Source organism: Streptococcus sp. 27098_8_99 (genome assembly GCF_041431935.1).
GTDB classification, from domain to species: domain Bacteria; phylum Bacillota; class Bacilli; order Lactobacillales; family Streptococcaceae; genus Streptococcus; species Streptococcus parasanguinis_D.
The window spans coordinates 1-20,604 of record NZ_JAPVYQ010000015.1 but is presented as its reverse complement, the minus strand read 5'-3'; the positions used below and the strand labels follow the sequence as shown (position 1 = coordinate 20,604).

Sequence of the window (20,604 nt, the reverse complement as noted above, 5' to 3'; positions counted from 1 at the left end):
GGTTTTATATGACTCAATTGATTCATTTAGACGGTAATAGCTTAACACTCGAAGACGTCATCGCTGTCGCTCGCCATGGTGCCCAATGTGAGCTTGACGAACAAGCAAAAGAAGCTGTCGTCGCATCCCGTAAAATTGTCGATGATATCGTCCGTGAAAAACGAGTTGTCTATGGTGTGACCACTGGCTTTGGTTCCCTCTGTAATGTCAGCATTTCTCCAGAAGATACAGTTCAACTGCAAGAAAACTTGATCCGAACACACTCATCTGGCTTCGGTGATCCACTTCCTGAAGATGCCGTTCGTGCCATCATGCTGATCCGTATCAACTCGCTCTTGAAAGGCTATTCTGGCATTCGTTTGTCAACTGTTGAAAAGCTGTTAGAATTACTTAATAAAGGAGTCACTCCTTATATTCCTGAAAAAGGCTCTCTCGGAGCTTCTGGAGACCTCGCTCCTCTATCTCACATGGTTTTACCAATGTTGGGACTTGGACAGGCCTACTACAAGGGGCAACTCTTAAGCGGTCAAGAAGCTCTCGACCAAGCTGGTATTGAAAAAATCCAATTGGCTGCCAAAGAAGGGCTTGCCTTAATCAATGGTACAACCGTTCTAACCGGTATCGGAGCTCTTGCAACCTACGACGGTATTCAATTGCTTAAACTGTCTGACATTGCCGGTGCTCTCTCAATGGAAGTCCACAATGGGATTACCAGTCCATTTGAAGAAGACCTTCATACCATCCGTCCTCAAAGTGGACAATTGGCAACCGCTCGCAATATCCGCAACCTCCTTGAAGGAAGCAAGAACACAACGGTAGCAACCCAACAACGGGTCCAAGACCCTTACACACTCCGTTGTATCCCTCAAATCCATGGAGCTAGCAAGGATTCTATTGCTTATGTAAAAGAAAAAGTTGAAATCGAAATCAACTCTGTGACAGATAATCCAATTATTACTAAAGAAGGCCACGTCATCTCCGGCGGGAACTTCCACGGAGAACCAATGGCACAACCATTTGACTTCCTAGGGATCGCCCTTTCTGAAATCGGAAACGTATCTGAACGTCGGGTGGAACGCTTGGTCAACAGCCAGCTTAGTAAATTACCATCCTTCTTGGTTAAACACCCTGGACTCAACTCAGGCTTCATGATTACCCAGTATGCGTGTGCATCCCTTGCATCTGAAAACAAAATCTTGTCTCACCCAGCTAGCGTCGATTCTATCCCATCTTGTGAAAACCAAGAAGACTTCGTCAGCATGGGAACAACAGCAGCTCGTAAAGCGGCTGAAATTCTTAAGAACTCCCGTCGCATCGTTGCTACTGAAATCATGGCAGCCTGCCAAGCCTTGGATCTCAAACCAGAAAATCATGAACTTGGTAAAGGTACAAAACCTGCCTATGACCTGATCCGCAACAAGGTTTCCTTCATTGAATTTGACAAAGACATCGAAATCTTTGAAGAACTCAATAAGGCATCTGCTGTTGTCGAAAGTGAAGAATTCTTAGCAACTATCGAAAAAGTAGTTGACTTAAGCATTCAATACTGATACAGTAAAGATATAACAAAAACAGAGGCTGGCGATTTTCTCAGCCTCTGCATGCTTTCAAAAAATATAAGGGAGGCAACGACCTTGCTCACAAACTACTATCCAATGACCTATAGCTACTACCAAGGTAGCATCGAGGACAATCCCTACACTGCCAAATGGGGAATGGTCACCAAATTTTTAGACCTAAATGATGAGACCCTCACTCCATTTGAGGGGATGACCTTTGGGATCATCGGCTTTAAGAGCGACAAAGGAGTCTATATCAACAATGGGCGCGTAGGCGCGGTCGAAGGTCCTACAGCCATCCGTTCTCAAATTGCCAAACTTCCATGGCACTGGGGAACCAATGTAACAGTGTATGATGTGGGAAATATCGACGGGCCCAACCATTCGCTAGAAGAACTCCAAGAAAGTCTCTCACAAGCGATCCAGCGCATGTACCAATTAGGAATCCAACCCATCGTCCTAGGAGGCGGTCACGGAACTGCTTACGGCCACTACCTAGGGATCCAATCGAGCTTGAAAAAGGATGAACAACTGGCTGTGATCAATCTGGATGCCCACTTTGATCTGCGTCCTTACGACCAAACCGGTCCCAATTCTGGAACGGGATTTCGTCAAATGGCTGATCACGCCAAAGAAAAAGGTCAGGACTTCCCTTACCTCATCCTTGGGATCCAAGAGCACAATAACAACCTCTTCCTCTTTAATTATGTCGCTAAAACACCAAGCATTGATTTCTTAACTGGCCAAGATCTCTTCCAGATGAGTCACCAAGCCATTCTGGATCGAATCGATCAATTTTTAGAAAACCAAACCGCGGTCTATCTTTCTATTGATATGGATTGCTTTGCGGTCGGTTCTGCCCCTGGTGTTAGTGCCATCCAATCACTTGGAGTCGATCCCAAACTAGCCCTCATGCTTCTCCAACACATTGCCGCTAGTGGTAAGCTAATCGGATTTGATGTCGTAGAAGTTTCACCTCCTCATGACATTGACAACCACACTTCAAATCTTGCTGCGACCTTTATCTTTTACTTAACCCAAATATTGGCGCAACAAAAACTGAACTAAGAACATTTCGAGTCACGAAAAAAGCATAGAAACACTCATTGCTAGGGTATTTCTATGCTTTTTCTTCATTATCAGACGCAGTAGCCTTTCCGACAAAGATCCGAAAGGAGGCCTGACCACTTATCCTTTTCCTATTTTTAGGCACCCTACATGTCTTTTAATTTCTTAAGGAACTGACGATCTCTGTAGGGATTCAAGTGTTGCTCTGCCACTTTCTTATAGTAATTTTTTTCTTCTTTCAAGAAGGTACTTAGGGTAGGATCGAGCTCTTCTCCCTTCTCCTTTTGATTAGCTAAGAAAGCTAATAGATAATGAACCATCCCCTTATCCCGTGAATTAGCAGATGGATTCATCGTCCTTTCTTTTCGAGCCAGATAATCCGCAAGTTTCTCTTGATCCCCTTGCTGGCAGGCGATTAAGGATTGATAAAATTCGAGCAATTCTTCCTTCCAAGGGAAACGAACACTGGATAAAATCTTCTGGGCTCTGTCAAAACAGAGGCGTGCTTGAACCAAATCTCCCTTCCAATAATAGGCGATGCCCAGATCAATATCAAATACGACACGGACAGAATCAACCGCTTGATCTCCCACCAAACGCAAGACCTCTTCTAAGTGGGTGACGGCTACTTGGAAATGGCCCCTAATTTGCTCTATTTCAGCGAGGTAGGCCAAAGAAGCCGCAATTTGAATGGCATACTTGGTCTGCATACTATTGGTCAAACTAAAGCAATCAATGGAGCGATACAGATGCCGGGTCGCCTGCTCCTCATCCCCAACCATCAGATGATACAAGCCTTTCAAGCGCAACTGGATCGCGATGACCTCATGATTGTTGGCTTGGATGGCATCTTCCAGAGCCAAATCTGTATAATAGGCCATCTCAGAAATATTTTCTGTTTGAATGCAATAATAAATGATTTGCCGATAACCCTCTAAGAGGAAGTCTGACTGTTTGAGTTCCCGCGCATAGGAGATGACTTTTTGGATATCATGAATCCCCTTTTGATACTCCCCACTTCGAATAAAATAGCGGCCTTCTAGGTACAAGTAACGCAGTTGCAAATACTTGTATTCTTTATCTCTTTGGTGCCTTGAAAATAGGTTATCTAATTCTTGGCGTAGGCGGGATAGCTCTCCCAAAATGTCCAAATGGCTATTTGTACCATCTGATAGGAGCCCCTCATCTGCCTTGGAATAAATCGGAAACAGTTCATGCTCCAGCTGAAGGATTTCTTCTAAGTAGGTCAACTCAAACGATAAGGAGCGCAAGGGATTTTGCGATTGTTTGTATTGGTAGGCAATTTCCTTATAAAAGAGAAGGTCCGTCGAATCTTCTAAGGTTTCTTCCAATTTTTGCGCAATTTGTTGGTGAAAGAGGCGCCGTCTAGCTGGCGAGAGGAGATGGTAAAAGTACATGGCTACCAATTGCTTGCAAAATTGAACCAAGAGATCCTCCCCTTCTTCTACGATTGAGACGATCGCTCTTTCAGATAATGGCTCAACTAATTCTGTCAAAACAGGAAGCTCTGTAGCCGTTAATTCCGCCAAGATAGACAGGGAGATTGGCTTATGAAAACAAGATAAGTAGTGAAGAAGGGCCTCTTCCTCACTGCTCATATCTCCAAGTTCCTGAGAAAGATAAGCTTGGATGATATCCGGCAAGGGCTCTAAATTTTCATTTTCTTTCCACTCTTCGATATAGCTGGACAGGAAGAACGGACTGCCTTCACTCCATTCGACCATCTGCTCTATCACGGCCGGCTCTATAGCTCCCAGTTCCCCTTTCAAGAGAGCACGACTTTCACTTGGTTCAAAATTGGTCAACTCTAGTTGAGACAAGCGTTTCTCTACCTTCAAGCCCCCCAAGAAGTTGACGAAGAAATCTGGTAGGGGCTCTTCCGCTGTAAAAATTAGTTGCCATTTCTCCTGATTTCTTCGCTCTTCTAGTTGTTTCACTTTTTCTAGAGACACTACATCGATCCACTGGGCATTTTCAAGAAGAATCAGGAGCGGTTTTTCTTTGCTAAGGCCTTGAAGCTGATTCCACACTGAAATGAGATCATCCTCCCCTTCCAGAAATGGAATCCCCATCTCATCTCCCAGTTTCTCTAGAGCCTGTTTGAGATCATTCCAAATACTTCCTTCGTAGCGTTGACTAGTAGCTTTTCCTTCAACCTTGATAAAGTTAAAACTGCGATTGGTCATCAAGACCAACTGTCGTAACAGACGTTTCTTACCTGTACCAGATTGCCCCATCACGAGAAAAGGACCTACTGCTTCACCCGTCTCGACTAAGGAAAGGTATTCCTCGAGTTGTGAGAGTTCTTGTTTGCGGCCAAAAAAGGAAAGTTCACGGATATTCAAGCGATTCGTCAGTTTATGAGTTCGTTTGGCTTCCAAAACGGAGTGATAAAGTTCCTCAATCGCTCGACTGGGACGCACACTGAGCTCGCGATCCAATAAATCGACAAGTTTATAATAGGTCTCGAAAAATTTTCCTAGCTGGTGATGGAAACTATAATACTCCATCAAGAGCTGGTAGTTTTTCTCTTCAAATTCATCCAGCTCTACCAAATGATGGAGCAAGAGTTCTATACTAGGATCTCCGAAACCGACCTTTTTAATTTTTTGATAGCAGCTTTCGACGTAGAGCTTCCTATAAGCATCCCGTTTGCGAGAAGCCCACTGATCAAAGTCTTCATCATCCTTGACATAGAAGCCCTCTAAAAAGTCTCCCCGATAAAGATCCAAGGCACTTAGTGGATCTCTTTCAAAGAGCTGGACATCCAAAGAAAGACTCAAATCAGGATTAAGAGCCAAACTGCTCCGGCTTGGAGAGACAATGATATCTCCCTCAAAGATTTTATTGGCTTGGTAAACCGTATTCCGTAAGTTTTTGCGGGCTACTTGGTTTTCCTTAGCTCCCCAAAGAATACCGGCGATTTCATCACGGTTGACCTGGCCCATAACTGCTAAATAATAAAGTAAGGCCTCCATCTTCGAGAAAGAAAAACGAATATCTTTCTGATTAAAAACAACCTTAGGGGGTCCAAATAATTTCAGCTTAAGCTCTTTCTTCATTGCAAGCGCCTCCAAAAACTTCATATTAATACTATAAAAAAAAAGTTGATTTTTAGCAAGTGATTGACCCGAATAAAAAGAGACTGAGAACTATTCTTTCTCAATCTCTACACTTCCTACTAAAAGTGTTGATTAATTCACTTCAAAATTCGGTTGATGAGCAAATAAAGCCTTTGTTGCTTGGTAGACGTGGTAAGCGACATCTTCATTGTTCATGGTGTAAAGATGGACACCTGCCACATCTTGAGTAACCAAATCAACGATTTGATCGACTGCATAAGCCAAGCCAGCTGCGCGAAGAGATTCTGGATCATGCTCATACTTGTCTAGAATGGCTTTAAACTTCCGTGGGATATGAACATTTTCACAAGTTTTGAGGAGACGAAGGGCTTGGTTTCTGTTAAGAATCGGCATCACTCCTGCATGAATAGGAACATTGATCCCAGCTAAAGTACACTTATCTTGAAAATCATAGAAACGCTCATTGTCAAAGAAAAGTTGAGTCACTAGGCTCGAACATCCAGCATCCACTTTCTTTTTCAGATTTTGAATATCTGAAATTTGATTTGGAGAATCTGGGTGACCTTCTGGGTAACAAGCACCAATCACATCAAAGTGAGGAGCTTCTGTTTTAATAAATTCAATCAAGTCCGTTGCATAACGAAAGTCTTTTAAAGGTTCCACACCAGGAATAATATCTCCACGAAGGGCCAAGATCCGGTGAACTCCTACTTGATCTAACTCATGAAGGGTATCTGCTACCTTTTCCTTACTGAGATAGATAGCCGGTAAGTGGGCAATGGTCGGAATAGACAATTCATTCTGAATATGATTGGCTAAAGCAACCGTCGTCTCTTTGATATTGTATTTGTTATTGCTAGCGGTCACACTGATAAAGTGAGGGGCTAGCTCCTGCATATTCGCCAAAGCACGTAAGAGTTTGGCATTGCCTACTTCAGGATTTGGAGGAAAAACTTCAAATGACAGAGACGGTGTGTGTTGTGACATATTCTATCCTTTTCTTTTGTTTCTTTGATCAAGAACTCTGAGCCACTATTTCTAGGATAAGGGAACGATTCGAAAACCCTCTACACGATGATAGAAGGTCCTCGAAACATTTCTTACAAGTGTTCACGCGCTTCTTTAGCAGCATTAACGAGCTTGATCAAGCTTTCTTTTGTTTCTTTAATTCCGCGAGTCTTCAAACCACAGTCAGGGTTGATCCAAACTTTGCCACTTGGTACTTTAGCCAAGATTGCTTCGATGGTGTGATCAATTTCACCGTCTTGTGGGACACGTGGTGAGTGGATATCGTAAACCCCAGGTCCAACTTCTGTTTGGAAGTTTTTGGCTTTCAACTCATCCAAGATTTCAAGGTTTGAACGGCTTGCCTCAAATGAGATAACGTCTGCATCCAAGTTGTCGATAGCAGGGATGATATCTGTAAATTCTGAGTAACACATGTGAGTGTGGATTTGTGTGTCTGGTGCGACAGTTGAGTGTACCAAACGGAAGGCTGGAATCGCCCAGTCAAGGTAGTCTTCATACCAGTCACTACGACGAAGTGGCAATTTTTCACGAAGAGCAGCCTCGTCGATTTGGATGATCTTCACGCCTGCAGCTTCAAGGTCAAGAACTTCATCCTTGATGGCAAGAGCGATTTGAAGAGTAGAATCCTTGATAGAGATATCTTCACGTGGGAATGACCAGTTAAGGATGGTAACAGGTCCAGTCAACATCCCTTTAACAGGTTTATCTGTACGACTTTGTGCGTAGCTAGACCATTTTACAGTGATTGGGTTAAGACGAGTCACATCTCCCCAGATGATTGGTGGTTTCACCCCACGCATACCGTATGATTGTACCCAACCGTTTTTAGAGAAGAGGTAACCTGACAAGTTTTGACCGAAATACTCAACCATGTCGTTTCGTTCAAACTCACCGTGTACAAGTACATCAAATCCAACTTCTTCTTGCCATTTGATCCATTCGTCGATCGTTTCAGCAAGGAAGGCATCGTATTCTTCTTGTGTCAATTCACCCTTACGGAAGGCCAAACGTTTGGCACGTACTTCCTTGGTTTGAGGGAATGAACCAATGGTAGTTGTTGGAAGTGCTGGAAGCTTGAAGGCTTCTTTCTGGATTTCTTCACGTTCTGCGAAAGCTGGCAAACGAGTGTAGTCTGCTTCTGTCAAAGCTGCGATGCGAGCATGAAGTTCAGCATTTGCTCCAACGCGTTCTGTTGCAAAGAGTTCTTTGTTGGCAGCAAGAGCTTCTGCCCCTTGACCATTGCGGATGGCATCCAAGTCACGCAATTCACCCAATTTTTCAACTGCAAAGGCGAAGTGGTTCAAAATAGCTGGTTCAAAATCTTCGTTAGCCGTTGTAAATGGCACATGAAGAAGGGAGCAAGAAGTCGTCAAGACAACCTTTTCAGCTGGAACTTGATCCAAGATTTCCAAGCTCTTTTCATAGTTGTTGCGCCAGATGTTTTTCCCATTCACAATACCAGCATAAAGGGTCTTATCAGCTGGGAAGCCACCTTTCACCAATTCAAGCGTTTTCTTCCCTTCAACAAAGTCAAGACCAATACCATCTACTGGCAAGTTCACAAGGTCATTGTAGACATCACGAACATCACCAAAGTAAGTTTGGATCAAGACTTCAAGGCCTTTCTTGTCAGCCAAGAGTTTGTTGTAGAGGTTCAAGAAGAGAGCTTTTTCTTCAGCTGACAAATCTTTGACAAGAGCTGGCTCATCGAGTTGAATACGAGTCGCACCAAGCTCAGCCAATTTGGCAAAGACTTCTTGGTAAGCAGCAACCAAGCTGTCTACGAAGTCTTCAGCTTTCACACCATCTTCAAAGTCAGATAATTGAAGGAAAGTGAATGGTCCAACGACTACTGGACGAGTGTTGATCCCCAATTCTTTAGCTTCTTGGTACTCATCAAAAATCTTGTGACCAGCCAATTTCACTTCTGTTGTTTTTTCAAATTTGGGAACGATGTAATGGTAGTTGGTGTTGAACCATTTTTTCATTGGAAGGGCACGGACATCCCCTTTTTCACCTTGGTAACCACGCGCCAAAGCGAAGTATTGTTCAAGGTCTGTCAAATCCAAGTTTTGAACAGATGCAGGCACGACGTTGAAAAGGAAGGCTGCATCAAGGAAATTGTCGTAGTGTGAGAAGTCATTTGAAGGAATCTCTGAGATGCCTTGTTCTTTAACGATGTTCCAGTGTTTTGCACGCAAGTCTTTAGCAACTGCCAAGAGCTCGTCTGCTGAGATTTCTTTTCTAAAGTATTTTTCAGTTGTAAATTTTAATTCACGGAATTCACCCAAACGTGGGAAACCGATAATTGTAGTTGACATGTTGTGTCCTCCAAAAATTCTAATTGACACTATCATATCAGAAGATAGCCGTCTTGTATAATTGCTTTTACACGAATTTTGATATAGCCAAAAACTATAACACAGATTTAATGGGCCTTGAGAGCAGAAATCAAAATCAAAAACTAGGACTTCTTATAAATATTTCCTATAACCCAAGCATCCCCAAAACCATTTTTGAGCGGATTTTGAGCGGATTCTGCTAGAAGAACAGCCCCTAAAAAGCAAAGCAGGCCTTCTCTATCGAGAAAGACCTGCTTCTACGAGGAAGTAATTTCCTCTATTTTTTCATTTGCTTCATTAGGCTAATTTAACACAGAAGGCATCCCAAGGGGCCAACTTGCCTGATTCGAGGACTTGTTCTACCTTGGTATTGGCAATGAGAACCTCTTCAACCCCATTGACGAGCGGTAAGTCTTGCTCTTGACTGGAGAGATTGACAACCACCAAATAGGCGTGCTCTCCTTCTACCCGCTTGTAGGCAAAAACCTTGTCTGCTGCGTCCACCAATTCATAATCGGCTGTCACAAGCCAAGGGTACTCTTTTCTCAAAGCAATGAGGGCTTGGTAGGTATAGAAAATAGAGTCTGGATCTGCTAGGGCAGCCTCCACATTGATCTCTTTGTAGTTTGGGTTGACCGCAAGCCATGGATGACCTGTCGTAAAGCCAGCTTCTGCTTCATCATTCCACTGCATCGGTGTCCGGGCATTGTCCCGACCAATATGGCGGATTTGATCCATGATCACTTCGAGCGGCACGCCTTTTTCTAAGGCTTCATGAGCATAGTTGATCGACTCAATATCTTCTACGTCCTCAAGACTCTTAAATGGATAGTTGGTCATCCCGATTTCTTCGCCTTGATAGATATAAGGAGTTCCCTTCATCAAGTGAAGCAGAATCGCTAAAGCCTTGGCAGATTTGACACGATAGTCCCCATCATCCCCCCAAGTTGACACAATCCGTGGCAAATCATGGTTGTTCCAAAAGAGGGAATTCCAGCCTTCCTCTTCTCCTAATTCCGTCTGCCACTTAGTGAAAATTTCCTTCAATTTAGGTACATCCAATTCCTTCGCGTAGTGCCACTTTGGTTGACCCGGTTGGTATTGAAGGCCAATGTGTTCAAATTGGAAAACCATGGACAATTCTTGATTTTTCGGATTGGAGTATTGCTTGGCAATCTCTGGAGTCGCCCCCCAAGTTTCTCCCACCGTGAGCAGATCCTTATCACCAAAGGTCGCTTGATTCATTTCCTTCAAGTAAGGATGGAGCATGGGACCATTGCTGATGATTTCCTGATCTGGGATCTTACCGATCATATCGATCACATCCATACGGAAGCCACCAATTCCCTTATCAATCCAGAAATTCATCATGTCATAGATCTGATGACGGAGCTCCTCATTTTCCCAGTTAAGGTCTGGTTGCTTCTTGCTAAAGTTATGCAGGTAGTATTGACCTGAAGCTTCATCGAACTCCCAAGCGGAGCCACTAAAAGCAGAAATAATGCCATTGGGCTCATCGCGCCAAATATAGAAATCCCGCTTTGGACTGTCTGGGTTTTCACGCGCCTCGATAAACCAAGCATGCTCATCAGAGGTATGGTTGACCACCAAGTCCATGATGATTTTGATCTTGCGTTTCTGACCTTCTGCGATCAATTCTTCCATATCTTCCATGGTACCAAAGATGGAGGCAATATCCTCGTAATCCGAGATGTCATAGCCGTTATCATCCATGGGACTCTTGTAGACTGGTGAGAGCCAGATGGCTGTAATCCCTAGCTTTTCCAGATAGTCTAGCTTGCTCGTGATCCCCTTGAGATCCCCGATGCCATCGCCATTACTATCCTTGAAACTTTTTGGATAAACTTGGTAAATTACGGCGTTATGCCACCATTTTTGTTCCATTTTTTCTTCTCCTTTATGATTGTGAAATCACTTTCATCATACAAAAATAGGGGGTGAAATTGCAAGAGTTTACAAGTCTTCTCCCTCTTCACTGGAATAAATCACTTCAAAGAGACGTTGACGCAAACCTTCCTCTAACGGCGTAATGATCTTCATCAACTGTTTCCAATCCTTGGCTGTTGAACAAGCCGCAAATAATTCATTCTTTCTATCGTAGGCCAGGTTGGCAGATTTCAAGAGTTCAAACATCCGATCTTCTTTTGCGGTAGGACGCGATTGCAGCTCACCCATCGCAATCTCCTGACTGTGATTGTCCACTAAGATAGGAGCTGTCTCTAAGGTATGGAGGAAGAACCGGTGCTGTCTCTTTTCAGGAAGCAGCGTTCGATCACCTGTTAAATCCAGCCTAATCTTTCTTTCATCCCAATTGACAGTTAAGCGGGTTTCAACCCTGTTATCTCCTTCTCCTTCAACGAGTACGAAGGAACGATTGTCACCTGGGAAAAGATGCCAGTCCAGCATTTCTGGGAGCTCTACCCCTGTCTGCGGTTGTGCATCCATAGGGATGATGGCTCCTGCACGCGCAAAGACCGGAATATCCTGGCTAGCTCTAAAGACTGTAAGCTTGCCTTTCCCTTCGTACTTCCAATCATGGAAGAAATCATACCAAACTCCGTCTGGGAACCAAACACTCACAGAAGCACTATGATAGACAGGATCCAGAGCCTCTGTAATTGGGGCCACCATGAGTTCACTACCAAAGAAATATTGATTTTTAGCCTCATAAGCCTCTTCTTCGTTTGGGTAATGGTAATAGAGGGGCTGAACCAAAGGCAGTCCTTCTTCATGCGTCGCCACATTCATGGTGTAAAGATAAGGCAGTAAGCTGTGACGCAGGCGCAAATACTGCTTCATCCAGCGACAGGTCTCAGACGAGTAAAACCACGGTTCCTTGCTGTTAAAGGCATTACAAGAACTATGGAGACGATTGATCGGGCTAAAGACCCCAAATTGCAACCAGCGAAGAGCCAAGTCTTCATCATAGTAACCCCGCATATGGCCACCAATATCGTGACTCCACCACGTATAACCGATATTTGAAGCTGTGCTGGTAAAATAGGGTTGAAAGGCTAGGGATTCCCAAGTCACAATGGTATCCCCTGAAAAACCGATCGGATACCGGTGGCTGCCAGGTCCCCCATAACGCGATAAGATGAGACCAGCTTGGCCTTTTCGGCAATTGTCTAGATAATGATAGTGATTTAACAACCAAAGGGGATCCATCTTGCCATGACTACCTTGCTGCCAATCAATCCACCAAAAGTCGACTCCTTGATTTTCCAAGGGATGGTGGACATCTTCGAAATAAGCTTCGCGAAAGGCTGGACTGTAAAAGTCAAAGCTAGCCGCTTCTTCTTTTTCCGCATCTAATCCCAAGCGTTTTGCGACCATGGGGTAAGCTTCTTCGAAGGCGCGAATGCCATCTGCTGGATGGACATTTAAGGTCACTTTTAAACCACGCTCATGCAGACCATGTAAGAAGGCAGCTGGATCAGGAATCAAGTCCCGGTTCCAACTATAGCCCGTCCAACCACTTCCAAAACGAGCAGGAATCGCTGTCTTGTGCCAGTCCATATCGATCACACTGACAGCTAAAGGCACCCCTTCAGCCTTGAAACGATCCATTAAATCTGTATACTCCTGACTGGTATAAGGCCAATACCGACTCCACCAGTTTCCCAGAGCATAACGTGGCAAGAGGGGGGGTTGTCCCGTCAGATGGTAAAAATCTTTCAAGGCCCCTAGATAATCGCGCCCATAACCGAAGAAATACAGATCCACTTCTGGACATGGCCGTGCTCTAAATCCGCTTTCGACATCATACAAGTAGGAACTGGAATCGTCCAAAAGAGCATAACCGGCCTTGCTCAAGATCCCATCTTCCAACTCCATAGCTCCATCGACCTCGTCAAGCGTCCGACTGGTCCCTTTCAAGGTCTCAGGCTGATCTCCATAGTGCCACCGGCTACCATAGACTGCATACTGACCCTTGAGCTCGATAAAAAGCCGATCCGGTGTAAAAGGTCCCTTTTCAAAATGAAGGTGGAGATGCTCCGTATGCAGATCGAGGACCTCTTCTGTCTCTACGACCTCACAGGCAACAGGTCCAAAATCACGATTTTGCACAACTTGCGTCTGACCATCTTCAAAAACACCATCCTCTGAGTATTCCAAGCGCACCAAAGATTCCGTTAATACGGAGATTCGGTAGTTCTCTCCCTGTATCACTGATCCTGCCATTTGTCGTTCCTCCGCTTTTTATCTGCTTCGCCTCACCATGTAAGCGTTTACGATTTTACTATAGCACTCAAAAAAAAGCCTGTCAACACCTGACAGAGCCTTTCCTAACATTTTATAAGATCAACTTCCCCAATGGATCAAGAGATACATGAGACTCGATCCAAACATATCTGCCAAGGCATGCATGAGGAAAAATGGCAAGAGATTCTTGACGACCTTGATGACGGACGTTAGGTGAAATTATCCGGTGGATGATTTCAGCAATCAAGGAAGTTCCATGACTAAATTAAGATACAGAGGGCGTCTGCGGAGTAAAAATTAAAAATCATTTTTCTGCAGAATCATTTCACCTATTTTAGTTAAAAAATAGGTGATCAACATTCTGAAACGATTAGTCTAACAAGTCTTGGATTCTGTCCAAATACTGATTGTCTGTCACTGCCATCACGTGTACCTCAGCTGGCCAAACAAAATCTGGGCCCAGCTGGCTCCGTAGGGGCTGGTCTTCTCCATCTCGATAGCCGATGATATTGAGTTGATATTGGTCTCTGATTTCCAAGTCTCGGATACTTTTTCCTACCCAGCTAGCTGGAACCGTAAACTCGACCACCACCACTTCTTCATCCAACTGGAAAACTTCAATCCGATGTTGGAAAAGAATCATTTTAGCGAGGGACATGCCTGCTTCTACCTCCGGCAGGATAACCAGATCAGCCCCAATCTTTTCCAGAACTTCTTTGGTCACTTCGTTTTTGACCTTAGCAATGACGTGCTCGACTCCAAGCGCCTTACAGTGCATGACAGCCAGCACACTGGACTCCAGATTTTCACCGGTCGCGATCACGACTGTGTCACAGTTCCCAATATCTGCTGCATCCAAGAGGTCCATTTCTGTAATGTCTCCAACAATTCCAGTCGTAATCATGGATTCATATTGGTTGATCACATCTGCGTGATCATCAATCGCAATAATATCCACATCCTGGTCTTGCAGGGTTTTCAGGACACTCTGTCCAAAAATTCCTAATCCTAAAATTCCAATGGTTCGATTCGCCATGAGTTTCTCCTATCCGATAATGATGTCTGCCTTGGCATACTGCAAGGTATCTGCTTTCTTGGCTTGGTAATTGTTCAAGCTAACCATGAGGGTCAAAGGGCCGATCCGACCGATAAACATAAGCACCATGATGATCCCCAGCCCTGCTCCATTTAAGGTCGAGGTCACATTGGCTGTCACGCCTACTGTCGCTAGAGCCGATACTACCTCAAAGACCAAATAAATAAAGCGTTGGCCATCCGGCGTCACCAAACAGATTCCTAATAGACCCACTAAGAAGGTCAACTGGAAAATCACCGCCGTCCCAAAGGAACGTTGGACAATGTCTGGTGAAATCGTACGTTTTCCTAAATTGGTATGTGGTAGCCCCAATAGTTCCTTCCGAGCCAGGAGCAAGAGGACCAGGAAGGTGGTGATCTTCATGCCCCCTGCTGTCCCGCCTGGCGCTCCACCTAAAAACATCTGCAAGAGATAGACGAAGAGCGTCACTGGTCGGACTGCTGTATAATCTAAGGATGCAAAACCAGCTGTCCGCATGCTGACGGTTTGGAAGAAGCTGACCAAGATCTTCTCTCCTAATGGAAGGGCCCCAATGGTTGCCGGATTATCAAACTCGGTCAAAAGACTAGTCACTGTCCCAAAGAGAAGGATCGCCGCTGTTAACCAGAGAACCACCTTGGTATGGAAGCGAAGAGTTCGCCGTCCCGATTGATTACGGGCCTTGGTGGCTAGGTCAAACCAGACCATGAAGCCCAAGCCCCCAGTAATAATAAGGGCAGACAAGGTCAGATTGACCAACCAATCGGTCTGGAAGCTCATCATGCTATCGCCTCCAAAATTATCAAAGCCCGCATTACAAAAGGCCGAGACCGCAACAAAGATGGAGTTAAAGATCCCATGGCCCCAGCCAAAGCGAGGGATAAAGCGGGTCATGAGGAGCAAGGCCCCCACCCCTTCGATGGTAAAGGTCGTAATAAAGATGGAGCGGACAAAACGGGCTAAGCTCTGGTTATTGCTAAAACTAAAACTGTCCCGAATGGTCTGCCGGTCCTTGTAACTAAGTTTTTGGCGACCTTCCATAAAGAAGAGACCAATAAAGGTCAAGATCCCTAGGCCTCCGATCTGGATCAAGAGCATACAAATCAATTGCCCCCAACCATTATAGGTCGAAGCCACCGACTGGGTAAAGAGCCCCGTCACACAGACCATGGAGACCGCTGTAAAGAGGTGGTCGATATAGCCTGCTTTTGAGCTCGCTTGCTGGACAAAAGGCAGACTCAATAAGAGCGAGCCCACCAGGATAACCAAGGCAAAGCTGAGAAAGATTCGCCTTGCCGGAGACAGGCTTTTAATTTTGGCCTGCCATTGTTTAAAAAATAATTTGACTAACATAGCTTCATTGTATCATAAAAAGTGAAAAGACCTACAAGTGATGAACCATCTCTAGGCACAATTCTAGGGCCTTCTCAAAAGCTTCAGCCCCCCAGTCACGCTGGTCATAATTTTCCAGGTCTGCAAGAGAATCTGCGGTAAATAGGAGCAAGCCCCAAACTACATCACGAAGCTGGGCGACTGCTGCAAGTGAGGCACACTCCATCTCCACAACACGGCACCCTTCTTCAATGCGATAAGCTACCTTGTCAGGTGTTTCTCTATAAAAACCGTCCGTCGACCAGGTCATGACCTCTTGATAAGGAATATCTTTTCCTTTCAAGACAGTTTCGATGGCGGTCAGTGCACGACTGTCCACTTCGATATAACGAGATGGCGCTACATAATGGTAACTGGCTCCCTCATCTCGCAAGGCCTTGGTCGGGATCAAAAAGGCATTTTCTTCCATGTCCACCAAGACGCCACAGCTTCCTGAGGAAATGATTTTCCTCACCCCATAGCCGATCAACCAATCCATGAATTGGGCAGCAGGTGCAGATCCAACTGGCGCTTGTGCCAAGCAGAGTTTCTCCCCTTGGTGCTCCAGAACATAGACTGGATAAGCCTTGGTAGCTGAGATAAAGGTAGCCACTTGCTCAGCTCCAACAGTTTTGGCAAAGCGATCAATCTCATCCGCTAAGAAAGCATAAACGCATTTTTCAGGCAGGTGCAGGTCTAACCCCTCATGGGTCGGCATAATGACTGCCTGTGGATTGTCATCAAACTCTAAAATGGGTATTTCATGTTTATGGATCATTCCTTCTCCTTTTTAACGGGTATTTCTTTAATGACACGGGCTGGATTTCCTCCAAGGACCACATTGTCTCCAAAGGATTTTGTGACCACTGCTCCTGCGCCAGCAACCACATTGTCACCCAGCGTGACACCAGGAAGGATGGTGACCCCTCCTCCTGCCCAGAAGTTATCTCCTATCGTAATCGGCGCCCCGTACTCGAGACCAGAATTGCGCTCGTCTGGATCCAGTGGGTGCAAGGGGGTCAAGAATTGGCAGTTAGGACCAATCATGGCATTCTTTCCAATCGTAATGGGACATACATCCAACATGGTCAAATTGTAATTGGCATAGAAATTTTCTCCCAGATGGATATTAACCCCATAATCTACAAGAACCTGGCGATTAAGATAGAGGTTTTCACCGGTTGAACCAAACCACTCTTTGATGATAGCTACCCCTTTTGGGGGATCCACCTCTTGGTTAAAGGCTTCTTGTTTCTCCCGAGAGGCTTGGGCCAAAGCCCGTAATTCAGGGTCAGCAGGTCTATAAAAATCACCCGCAATCATTTTTTCATATTCACTGGCCATAAGGAAACCTCCACGTTATTTTGACATATTATAGCAGAATTCCCCCTTTAAAACAAACGTCAGAATAAGGGTTTGCAAGAAAAAAGATCACAAACGCTTAAAAATAATTAAAAACACTTGCATTGGCTTAATAGATAATGTAAAATATAGGCAAGAACAGAAATAAGGAGCAAGCTCATGTATCAGGAACAGCGACTCGAAAAAATCCTAGAACTTTTAGAAGAGCGAAAACAACTATCGGCCAAAGAAATGGTCGACTACTTCAAGGTCTCAAAAGATACCATCCGTCGTGACTTCGCTCTCCTTAGCCAACGCCAGCTGGTTCGCAGGACACACGGTGGTCTCCTTCCCTTAAACAAAGAACCTGGCCCTTCTTATCTAGACCGCAGTCAAAAGGCCAACAAGGAAAAGACTGCCATGGCTCAAAAAGCCTTGCAATGGATCCAAAATGGCCAAGTGATCTTTCTCGATGCCTCTACCTCAATCACTTTGCTGGCAGGCCTGCTTGATGGAGATCTTACAGTCTATTCGCACTCCCTTGACAATGCTATCCAACTCAGTAGCCATTCCCAGGTTGACTTTCATCTCTTAGGAGGAAAATTCTATCCCAAAAACCGCTTCTACTATGACGCGAATCAAGCACAAATACTGGACAATCTTCGCTTTGATCTGGCTTTTTTTGGAGCGAGTAGCTTAGCCAATGGAGAAGTCACCTTTGAGGATGCCGAAGACGTTGCCGTCAAATCCCTCGTCTTTGAACGAACTCGTACCAAGATCCTTGTAGCAGAAAGCAGCAAGTTCTCCCAAAATGCCAACTATTATCTCGCTCGTCTCAAGCAATTTGACTATTGGATTACTGATCAAAAACCAAGCCCTGACATCCTGAAACAAGTCGGCAACGAAACCACTATTCTCTATTAGGAGGTAATCTTTATGTCTCACATTCGTCTCATCATCAGCGATATCGATGGCACCATCTTAAATGACCACCATCAGATTGACCCAGAGTTGGCAGCATTGATCCCAGATTTAAAGCGTGAAGAGATCCCTTTCGTGCTAGCCTCTGCTCGCTCCCCCAAAGGAATGGCACCCATTGCCAAAGAACTCGGTATAGAAGACTGCCCCATGGCCTGCTACAACGGGGCCTTGATTCAAAAAGGCGAGCAGGTTCTGTTTGAGCATCCCTTAGACAAGAATGAAGCTCGTCAGTTTATCGACTGGGCCAACCAACACTTCCCTCAAGTTTCGATCAACCTCTATAGCGGAAAAGACTGGATGACCGATCATCTCGACCAATGGAGCCGAGAGGAAGCCCGGATTACAGGGGAAAAACCTCTTATTCTTCCCCTATTGGATCCTTTGCTGGATATGACAAAGCCCCTCCACAAATTGCTCTTAATTGGAGAAGCAGAAGAGATCCAAGCCCTCTATCGTGCTATTTCTGCCGATGACTTCCCTTCTACCGCCTTTTATCTCTCCAAAGCCAACTACCTAGAAGTTACTGCTAAGCACGTCTCTAAAGAGGATGCTCTGGTTGAACTCGCCAACCACTACCACTTGAGCTTAGAAGAAGTCCTCACCATGGGGGACAACTTCAATGACCTTCCTATGCTCAAAAAAGCAGGCATCGGTGTCGCTATGGGCAACGCTCCTCAAGAGGTGAAAGACGAAGCAGCAGTCGTGACAAAGGACAATAATGAAAACGGGGCTGGGCAAGCGGTTGAAACCTATGTGTTGATTTAGAAACATAAATAAAGTGACTAGCTAGTATTTTTTACGACTAAAAAATAGAGGAGAAATACCGATAAAATAAGGATTCCTGCAAATTTGTGGGAATCCTATTTTCTTTTGCACACTTTGTATATTTAAATTATTTTGTGTATATTTTTCTCGCTCAGCTTTTTATCAATAATTAGGGATATAAAAGTCGGCAAAACCCTTGATTATTATACCGTTGACAAGTTTTTCAAAAACCTGTATGATAGAAAAAAGTTTATTAAAAAGGGGACGTATTTTGAAAAAATATACTATTTCACGTAAACAAACTTTAACTTTAGCTTCCGTTGTTTTAGGAACTGTCTTCACAGGAACGACTATTGCTTCTGCTGACGACGTTGCACCTAGCACAAGTCAAGCTGCTCCTGCAGCTACTACAGCCGCAAAATCACCTATCACGGCTGCAACAGAAGAAATCAACGCCAAAGCCAATACACCAGTTGTTCCTGCTGATAAAGCAAAAACTGGGGATATCATCGCTGTGGACGTCAAAAAAACTGGCCCATCTGCTAAAACAGACGGTGCAGACACCACCACTACTTCAACAGCAACCATCAAAACGACTAGCTTAGCAGATCCAAACACACCTGTTGGCACTTCAAAACCGGTCTCATCTACTAAGACAGCTACATCAACCAAGGAAACAGCGGACTACACTGAGACAACAACTGAAACAGTTAATAAAACAACTGTAGTCGAAGTGACAAAAGAAGCCGATGTGGTCAATAAAAAAGAAGTTCAAGCAACATCAGACATCGTCTTTGTCATTGACAAATCAACTTCAATGGATTCTCACATCAGGGATACGATGAAGAATGTCGAGACCTTCGTTCGCAATCTATCGGCAAAAAATATTCAAGCTCGTTTAGGATTGGTTGAATACGAAAGAGCTAGTGAAGTTAAATACCATGATTTCAATGGATCTAAGTTCACAAGTGATCCAGAAAGTTTCATTTCTGCTTTGAAAACCATCAAAACTAAAGGCTACTATGAAAATGCTACTGTTCCATTACACCATATTGCCACTTCAGGAGACTACAACTGGGGGACTGGGGCAAACAACCATCGCTTTGCTTTCTTGATTACAGATGAGGACATTGATCTTACAAAGGATACACCAACCAAAGAAGCGACACTGAAAGCCCTTCAAGATGCTGGTATCTCTTTGACAGTGGTTGGTGAAACACGTGAAAAAAAAGACTTTGATCCATTGGTCAATGGAACAAATGGTCTCTACCTAGATATCGACAAAAACTTTGCTAACTTGTTGAACGTTCAATTTGCCAATAAAGTCGTTGAAACTGTCCAAAAAGGTCGTGTCTTCAAAGTCCAAACAGACAAGTATGAGTTGATCTCAAAAACTCATCGTGTGGCGAAAGCAAAACCACAAACACCTAGCATCCAAACGCCTGCAACACCGACTCCTACTCCTCAAAAACCGGCTGTTGTAACCCCTGCGAAACCGACTGTATTCACACCTGCTAAAAACGAGCCTGCCAAAACAGCAGTCTATATCGCACCTGCAGCTCTTCCTCAAAAAGAAGCAAGTCTTCCAAATACAGGAAGCAAGACCTCAATTGCCTTGACAACTCTTGGCCTTGGTCTTCTTAGCATGAGCGCTGCCTTTGGCCTCTCTCGTAAAACAAAGAAAGACTAACATGAAAAAGAGAGTGGGACAGAAATCGGTAATTCGTTAGAATTCGATTTCG

Annotated in this window: 14 protein-coding genes and 1 pseudogene; 5 read left to right on the top strand and 10 right to left on the bottom strand. The window is 44.5% G+C overall.

Annotation, left to right across the window (positions count from 1 at the left end; all coding sequences use genetic code 11):
* Positions 1 to 8: 8 nt before the first annotated feature.
* Together hutH and hutG are read left to right on the top strand one after the other, a co-directional pair.
* Complete coding sequence (gene hutH / locus O3605_RS08575) at positions 9 to 1,550, top strand: histidine ammonia-lyase (protein ID WP_342977409.1); 1,542 nt, start codon at positions 9 to 11, stop codon at positions 1,548 to 1,550.
* A gap of 84 nt (positions 1,551 to 1,634) precedes the next feature.
* Positions 1,635 to 2,627 carry a formimidoylglutamase gene (hutG, locus tag O3605_RS08570; RefSeq protein WP_003005508.1) on the top strand — a complete coding sequence of 331 codons (993 nt, stop codon included), beginning with the start codon at positions 1,635 to 1,637 and terminating at the stop codon, positions 2,625 to 2,627.
* A 146-nt stretch (positions 2,628 to 2,773) separates the two neighbouring features.
* Here hutG and O3605_RS08565 read toward each other — a convergent pair whose 3' ends face one another.
* The 10 genes and pseudogenes from O3605_RS08565 to O3605_RS08520 form a co-directional block, all read right to left on the bottom strand.
* The gene (locus O3605_RS08565) at positions 2,774 to 5,710 is read right to left on the bottom strand and encodes an ATP-binding protein (protein WP_371585894.1); all 2,937 of its coding nucleotides are present in this window, start codon (positions 5,708 to 5,710) and stop codon (positions 2,774 to 2,776) included.
* Between the two features lie 132 nt (positions 5,711 to 5,842).
* Positions 5,843 to 6,718 (bottom strand): methylenetetrahydrofolate reductase [NAD(P)H], encoded by an 876-nt coding sequence (gene metF / locus O3605_RS08560; RefSeq protein ID WP_049490369.1) that lies wholly within the window; start codon positions 6,716 to 6,718, stop codon positions 5,843 to 5,845.
* Positions 6,719 to 6,831: 113 nt separating this feature from the next.
* Entirely contained in the window at positions 6,832 to 9,081 is a 2,250-nt protein-coding gene (gene metE / locus O3605_RS08555; protein WP_371585891.1) for a 5-methyltetrahydropteroyltriglutamate--homocysteine S-methyltransferase, read from the bottom strand.
* Positions 9,082 to 9,399: 318 nt separating this feature from the next.
* Positions 9,400 to 11,007 (bottom strand): alpha-glucosidase, encoded by a 1,608-nt coding sequence (locus O3605_RS08550; RefSeq protein ID WP_371585889.1) that lies wholly within the window; start codon positions 11,005 to 11,007, stop codon positions 9,400 to 9,402.
* A gap of 69 nt (positions 11,008 to 11,076) precedes the next feature.
* Positions 11,077 to 13,308, bottom strand: a complete 2,232-nt coding sequence (locus O3605_RS08545; RefSeq protein ID WP_371585887.1) for a glycoside hydrolase family 31 protein — start codon at positions 13,306 to 13,308, stop codon at positions 11,077 to 11,079.
* Between the two features lie 120 nt (positions 13,309 to 13,428).
* A pseudogene (locus O3605_RS08540) lies at positions 13,429 to 13,524 on the bottom strand (CPBP family intramembrane glutamate endopeptidase); the annotation flags it as partial.
* Between the two features lie 175 nt (positions 13,525 to 13,699).
* Entirely contained in the window at positions 13,700 to 14,365 is a 666-nt protein-coding gene (locus O3605_RS08535) for a potassium channel family protein (protein ID WP_155172508.1), read from the bottom strand.
* Between the two features lie 9 nt (positions 14,366 to 14,374).
* On the bottom strand, positions 14,375 to 15,757 hold the full coding sequence (locus tag O3605_RS08530) for a TrkH family potassium uptake protein (protein WP_155172510.1): 1,383 nt from the start codon (positions 15,755 to 15,757) through the stop codon (positions 14,375 to 14,377).
* Positions 15,758 to 15,788: 31 nt separating this feature from the next.
* Positions 15,789 to 16,553, bottom strand: coding sequence for a nucleoside phosphorylase (locus O3605_RS08525; RefSeq protein ID WP_371585884.1), 765 nt, complete (start codon positions 16,551 to 16,553; stop codon positions 15,789 to 15,791).
* Complete coding sequence (locus O3605_RS08520; protein WP_049497956.1) at positions 16,550 to 17,119, bottom strand: sugar O-acetyltransferase; 570 nt, start codon at positions 17,117 to 17,119, stop codon at positions 16,550 to 16,552. The genes O3605_RS08525 and O3605_RS08520 overlap by 4 nt, the downstream gene beginning before the upstream one ends.
* Before the next feature lie 177 nt (positions 17,120 to 17,296).
* Here O3605_RS08520 and O3605_RS08515 point away from each other — a divergent pair, with 177 nt between their 5' ends.
* The 3 genes from O3605_RS08515 (at position 17,297) to O3605_RS08505 (ending at position 20,552) form a co-directional block, all read left to right on the top strand.
* Entirely contained in the window at positions 17,297 to 18,040 is a 744-nt protein-coding gene (locus O3605_RS08515; protein ID WP_118227854.1) for a DeoR/GlpR family DNA-binding transcription regulator, read from the top strand.
* A 12-nt stretch (positions 18,041 to 18,052) separates the two neighbouring features.
* Positions 18,053 to 18,862: a Cof-type HAD-IIB family hydrolase gene (locus O3605_RS08510; protein ID WP_023919056.1), complete on the top strand. Its 810-nt coding sequence runs from the start codon at positions 18,053 to 18,055 to the stop codon at positions 18,860 to 18,862.
* 271 nt (positions 18,863 to 19,133) lie between these two features.
* Positions 19,134 to 20,552, top strand: a complete 1,419-nt coding sequence (locus O3605_RS08505) for a VWA domain-containing protein (RefSeq protein WP_371585880.1) — start codon at positions 19,134 to 19,136, stop codon at positions 20,550 to 20,552.
* The last annotated feature ends 52 nt before the right edge of the window (positions 20,553 to 20,604 follow it).

Excerpts from the sequence above, each read along its gene's own strand:
- hutH (WP_342977409.1), top strand. The coding sequence starts at position 9 with ATGACTCAATTGATTCATTTAGACGGTAATAGCTTAACACTCGAAGAC.
- O3605_RS08565 (WP_371585894.1), bottom strand. The coding sequence starts at position 5,710 with ATGAAGAAAGAGCTTAAGCTGAAATTATTTGGACCCCCTAAGGTTGTT.
- metF (WP_049490369.1), bottom strand. The coding sequence starts at position 6,718 with ATGTCACAACACACACCGTCTCTGTCATTTGAAGTTTTTCCTCCAAAT.
- metE (WP_371585891.1), bottom strand. The coding sequence starts at position 9,081 with ATGTCAACTACAATTATCGGTTTCCCACGTTTGGGTGAATTCCGTGAA.
- O3605_RS08550 (WP_371585889.1), bottom strand. The coding sequence starts at position 11,007 with ATGGAACAAAAATGGTGGCATAACGCCGTAATTTACCAAGTTTATCCA.
- O3605_RS08545 (WP_371585887.1), bottom strand. The coding sequence starts at position 13,308 with ATGGCAGGATCAGTGATACAGGGAGAGAACTACCGAATCTCCGTATTA.
- O3605_RS08535 (WP_155172508.1), bottom strand. The coding sequence starts at position 14,365 with ATGGCGAATCGAACCATTGGAATTTTAGGATTAGGAATTTTTGGACAG.
- O3605_RS08530 (WP_155172510.1), bottom strand. The coding sequence starts at position 15,757 with ATGTTAGTCAAATTATTTTTTAAACAATGGCAGGCCAAAATTAAAAGC.
- O3605_RS08525 (WP_371585884.1), bottom strand. The coding sequence starts at position 16,553 with ATGATCCATAAACATGAAATACCCATTTTAGAGTTTGATGACAATCCA.
- O3605_RS08520 (WP_049497956.1), bottom strand. The coding sequence starts at position 17,119 with ATGGCCAGTGAATATGAAAAAATGATTGCGGGTGATTTTTATAGACCT.
- O3605_RS08515 (WP_118227854.1), top strand. The coding sequence starts at position 17,297 with ATGTATCAGGAACAGCGACTCGAAAAAATCCTAGAACTTTTAGAAGAG.
- O3605_RS08510 (WP_023919056.1), top strand. The coding sequence starts at position 18,053 with ATGTCTCACATTCGTCTCATCATCAGCGATATCGATGGCACCATCTTA.